The following is a 4,613-nucleotide window of genomic DNA, read 5'->3' as shown; positions in this document are numbered from 1 at the left end:
CCCGAGCCGCTCTCGCCGACGATGGCCGTGCATTGCCCGGGCTCGATCCGCAGGCTCACACCGTCGAGTGCGAGGACGTCGCCGAACTGCGCAACCACGTCGCGCGCTTCGAGCGACACGGGCCCGTCGAGCGGTGGAGCGATCGGTTGCGTCACGTTCGAACGCATCCAGGACTTTCCGGATGGAGTAGTTGAAGAGGCGGCGTAGTCGTTCGCGTATGCCGCCTACACCCGACGATACAGCGCATTCACGCTCACACGCCGCCCTCGCTCTGTCTGCACCCGCACCGTTTCGCTCGGCAGGACCGGCAGGAGGCCGTATCGCGCCATCGCATGGTCCAGCTCGTCAGCGTCCATGAGGACACTGCGGTTCCCCGGCAATCCCTCGTACACGCCGGGCTCGCCCTCAACGGGACGCACGCCCTCACCGGTGAGGTCGACCTCCGGTGTGAAGTGGTTGACCAGGAGCCGGCCTCCCGCGCGCAGCACGCGCGTGGTCTCCGCGAGTGCGCGGTTCCACTCCGCCACGCTCTGAGCGCCATGATACACGCCGAGCGCGACCACGAGATCGAACGACGAGTCCGAAAAGGCCGACAGGTCATCCATCGAGCCGACCCTGACGCGTTCGCGCGCCTGCTCGGGCCCGAGGACATCGGCGAGGCGCGTCCTCGTTCGCTCGACCATCGACCGGGAGGCATCCAGCGCCCGGACGTCGAACCCGCGCTCGGCCAGCAGCACCGTGTTCCGTCCGCCTGCACAGCCGAGATCGAGCACCCTGGTGCTGGCAGGATCGGCGTAGTCGTCGATCAGGCGGAGCAGCCGGTGATCTGGCGCCCGCGACGCGAACTGCTCTACTACGTCGGGCTGTTCCCAGAAGGAATTCTCGACCATTTCGAGTTGCTCCGGCGTGCTACTGGACGATGAAGGTGCGTCCGCTGACCGCGGGGCGCACAGGGCCGCGCGCAAGTTGGCGGCGCAGTGCCTCGATCGCGTGCATGCCCCGGTATACACCACAAAAGTATGGCGCGGCGGGCCATTCCCGAGCATTTTTCAGCCCGCGCGAACCTCGTGCGACCACATCTCGAACAACATGGATCCTGCCGATGATGGCAACCCGGACTCTCATGATGCTGTCGCTCGTGCTGTGCACGGCCTCGTCCGTACACGCTCAGAGCTGGCGGGATGTTTCCATTTGCGTCATCGATGACGCAGGAGCGCTCGTGGAGGTGTCCGCCCGCCGCAACACGGAGAACTTCGACACGACCACGGCCAACGGTCGGCCGTTCGGGAGCGTGTACCCTGTTACCGCTGATCGGTACGGCGCGGGCAATGCCTGGTTCGCCGCCGGAGAACCGATCGCGTACCAGGGGCGTCGTTACGAAAAGTATGGCCTGCCGCGCGTGCTGGGGGTGGACGAGGTCGTCCGCGTGGGCGAGTGGGCAGGTGTGCCTCTCTTCGGCGATCCGCTGGCGGGTGACGTGGTCTACCTTCCCGTCCGCACAGGCTGCGAGTTTCAGCCGTACTCTCCGGAGAGCGGACCCGTGCCGACCGAGCCGGCACCGGCCCGGGAGCTCACGGTCCTCGATCACGTCGGCGTCTGGATCGTGCCCGCGGAGCAGATACGCATCGGGGACGCACCCGACAGCGTCGTGACGATCAGGGAGATCCGGTTCTCGCCGGTTGCCACGGAGGTACTGCTGGAGTTCTACGTGCCCGGCACGTCGCAGTACTCCGGCACGCTGCACCCACCCGGCGCGCCCAAGGCATTCATTCTGCGCGATGCCTCGGGCACAATCCATCAGCCGTTCGCCCAGGGCGGCTGGGCATCGCCGGATCATCCAGGCGGCTGGGGCTCGATGCAGGTGCCCGCCGGACGTCCCTGGCATGTCCTGCTCTTCTTCCCGCCGATCCCGGCAGGTTCACGCGCCTGGCTCGATCTGCGTGAGGGCAGCTGCACGGACGGATGCTGGAATTTTCACGACATCCAGGTCTCGCTTCCCTGATGCGCGCGTCCACGGCTGAGGGAAACGCCTTTATGATCGCGCCCGGGAGCGGCCGGTCCATTCAACGACGAGAGAATCACATGCTTCGCTTCGGGTTTTCCATCACGTGCTCACCGCTCGTGATCGTCTGCGTCCTGCTGGGCGCCGCGCCGGTCACGGCCCAGGATGCGGACGTAGCGACGCTGCAGCAGCAGTGCGAGAGCAACGACCTGCCGAGCTGCATCACCCTCGGCGAGCGGTACCTGAGCGGCGAAGGCGTGCAGGAGAACAGGGCGCAGGCGGCGCTTGCGTTCCGAAAGGCGTGTTCGGGCGGCCATGCACCGGGATGCACGAGCATGGGCGTGATGTTCGTGATGCGGCGTGACTACCCACAGGCTGTCGCCCACCACGGCAAAGGCTGCGAGGGTGGCGATCCCAGGGGTTGCAGGAACCTCGGCGCACTGTACCAGCGAGGCACTGGCGTACCCAAAGACTACGAGCAGGCACGGGCCTACTACACGCGGGCGTGCGACGGCGGCGATGCCAGGGGCTGCGCGTTCCTGGGCGAGATGCACCAGTTCGGCACTGGTGTCCAGAAGGACAACGAGGCGGCGCTTCCGCTGTTCCGCAGGGCATGCGATGGGGGCGATGCCATCGGCTGCATGAAGCTGGGTGAGTTCTACCAGTTCGGCTACGCCGTGGCGCAGGACGACACGCAGGCGGTTACGTACTATCGCATGAGCTGCGACGCCGGCTATGCGCAGAGCTGCACGACGGTTGGCAGGATGTACTACCGCGGCCTGGGCGTGGAGAAAGACGAGCAGCAGGCGCTGGCGTACTACCGCAAGGCCTGTGAGGCAGGCGACTCCAGGGGCTGCGAGCTGGTGGAACACCCGTCCTGGTAGGTGACCTGGCAGTGACCGGGCGGTGCGTGGGCAGTCAGCCACACACCGCGCGTGCATCTCCCGCGCACGTCGTCGCAATCCGCGACGCGCCACCGCAGTCGATCTCCATTCTTGCGACCCGCCGGATGTAGAGCAATCGTGGGCTGATGCCGACGTACGCCACCGTACTGGTCACGGGTGCGACGGGGTACCTCGGGGGACGGCTGGTGCCGCGTCTCCTGGAGGCGGGCTACGCCGTGCGCTGCCTGGCGCGCGACCCGGACCGGCTAGGTGGCCGCAGCTGGCGGGACGCGGTGGAGGTCGTTCGCGCCGACGTGCTGCGTCCGGAGACTCTCGGACCGGCACTGGCCGGCATCGACGCGGCGTACTACCTGGTGCACAGCCTGGGCGCGGGCGCGGACTTCCACGCGCGCGATCTGGCCGCAGCCCGCAACTTCGGCGCGGCCGCGGCACAGGCGGGCGTGCGGCGGATCGTCTACCTCGGCGGTCTGGCAGCCGCGGAGCCCGGTCTTTCGGAGCACCTGCGCTCGCGCCAGGCGACGGGCGACGCACTGCGGGAGGGCGGCGTGCCCGTGACGGAGTTTCGCGCGGGCGTGATCGTGGGCTCCAGCAGTCTCTCCTTCGAGATGATCCGCTACCTGGCCGAACGCGTGCCGATCATGGTGTGCCCACGCTGGGTATTCACGCGCACCCAGCCGATCGGCGTGCGGGATGTGCTCGACTACCTCGTCCGCGCGCTCGAGGTGCCGGCGAGCAGCGGCCGTATCATCGAGATCGGCGGCGCGGACGTGGTCAGTTATGGCGACATGCTGATGACGTATGCGCGCGTGCGTGGACTCCGTCGCTGGCTGGTGTCGGTGCCGGTGCTCACCCCCCGCCTCTCCTCGCTCTGGGTCGACCTCGTCACGCCGATTCCCGCCAGCATCGCGCGGCCGCTGGTGGAGGGTCTGCGCAACGAGAACGTGGTGCACGACCGGTCCGCGGCCGAGCTTTTCCCCGAGATCCGACCGGCAGGGTACCGCGCTGCAGTGGAGCGCGCGCTGGAGGCGTTGCACGCGCACGGCAGCGAGTCTGCCTGGAGCGATGCGCTCAGCAGCTCGTCGGCCACCGAGCAGGTCGTGCTCACCAGTGCGGAGGGGATGATCCGCGAGGTGCGCCAGTGCGTGGTGGCGGCCGACGTGCGCCGCGTGTTCAACACGCTGCTCAGGCTCGGCGGAGAGACTGGATGGCTGTACATGGACTGGGCCTGGCGCGCACGGGGCTTCGCTGATCGCTTGCTCGGCGGCGTGGGACTGAGACGAGGACGACGCGATCCGGCCGCCCTGCGCGTCGGTGATGCCCTGGATTTCTGGCGCGTCGAGGCCGTCGAGCCGGACACGCTCCTGCGGTTGCGATCCGAGATGAAGGTGCCCGGGGAGGCGTGGCTCCAGTTCCGCACGACTCCCCTGGACCATGGCCGGACGCTGCTCCAGCAGACCGCGTTCTTCGCACCCAGGGGGCTGGGCGGCTGGATGTACTGGTACGCACTCTACCCGGCGCACCGCCTGATCTTCAGTGGCCTGATTCACGCACTCAAGCGTCGCGCGGAGACTGCGTAGCCGTCGGCGTGCGCAGGGGCGGTCGATCGGTGGAGGATTGCGGGAATGGTGATCGAGGCGAACGACGCGGGCGCGGCATCCGCCGCAGATGCAGCCGAGCGAGACGATCGTGCGCGAGTCAGCTCCCGG

4 protein-coding genes are annotated in these 4,613 nt (G+C 68.1%); 3 read left to right on the top strand and 1 reads right to left on the bottom strand.

Annotation, left to right across the window (positions count from 1 at the left end; translation table 11 throughout):
- Window positions 1-224: 224 nt before the first annotated feature.
- Window positions 225-890, bottom strand: coding sequence for a class I SAM-dependent methyltransferase (locus VFU06_09955; GenBank protein HEU5209726.1), 666 nt, complete (start codon window positions 888-890; stop codon window positions 225-227).
- Between the two features lie 212 nt (window positions 891-1,102).
- Here VFU06_09955 and VFU06_09950 point away from each other — a divergent pair, with 212 nt between their 5' ends.
- The 3 genes from VFU06_09950 to VFU06_09940 all read left to right on the top strand — a co-directional run bounded on the left by VFU06_09950 (window position 1,103) and on the right by VFU06_09940 (window position 4,484).
- Window positions 1,103-2,002, top strand: a complete 900-nt coding sequence (locus tag VFU06_09950) for a hypothetical protein (GenBank protein HEU5209725.1) — start codon at window positions 1,103-1,105, stop codon at window positions 2,000-2,002.
- Window positions 2,003-2,082: 80 nt separating this feature from the next.
- Window positions 2,083-2,886 carry a tetratricopeptide repeat protein gene (locus VFU06_09945; protein ID HEU5209724.1) on the top strand — a complete coding sequence of 268 codons (804 nt, stop codon included), beginning with the start codon at window positions 2,083-2,085 and terminating at the stop codon, window positions 2,884-2,886.
- A 146-nt stretch (window positions 2,887-3,032) separates the two neighbouring features.
- Entirely contained in the window at window positions 3,033-4,484 is a 1,452-nt protein-coding gene (locus tag VFU06_09940; GenBank protein HEU5209723.1) for an SDR family oxidoreductase, read from the top strand.
- Window positions 4,485-4,613 lie beyond the last annotated feature (129 nt).

Source organism: Longimicrobiales bacterium, from assembly GCA_035764935.1.
Taxonomy (GTDB): Bacteria; Gemmatimonadota; Gemmatimonadetes; order Longimicrobiales; family RSA9; genus DASTYK01.
The sequence above is the reverse complement of the archived record's forward strand: the minus strand, read 5'-3'. Positions and strand labels throughout refer to the sequence as shown.

Coding starts and splice junctions, on each gene's coding strand:
- VFU06_09955 (HEU5209726.1), bottom strand. CDS start 890: ATGGTCGAGAATTCCTTCTGGGAACAGCCCGACGTAGTAGAGCAGTTC.
- VFU06_09950 (HEU5209725.1), top strand. CDS start 1,103: ATGATGGCAACCCGGACTCTCATGATGCTGTCGCTCGTGCTGTGCACG.
- VFU06_09945 (HEU5209724.1), top strand. CDS start 2,083: ATGCTTCGCTTCGGGTTTTCCATCACGTGCTCACCGCTCGTGATCGTC.
- VFU06_09940 (HEU5209723.1), top strand. CDS start 3,033: ATGCCGACGTACGCCACCGTACTGGTCACGGGTGCGACGGGGTACCTC.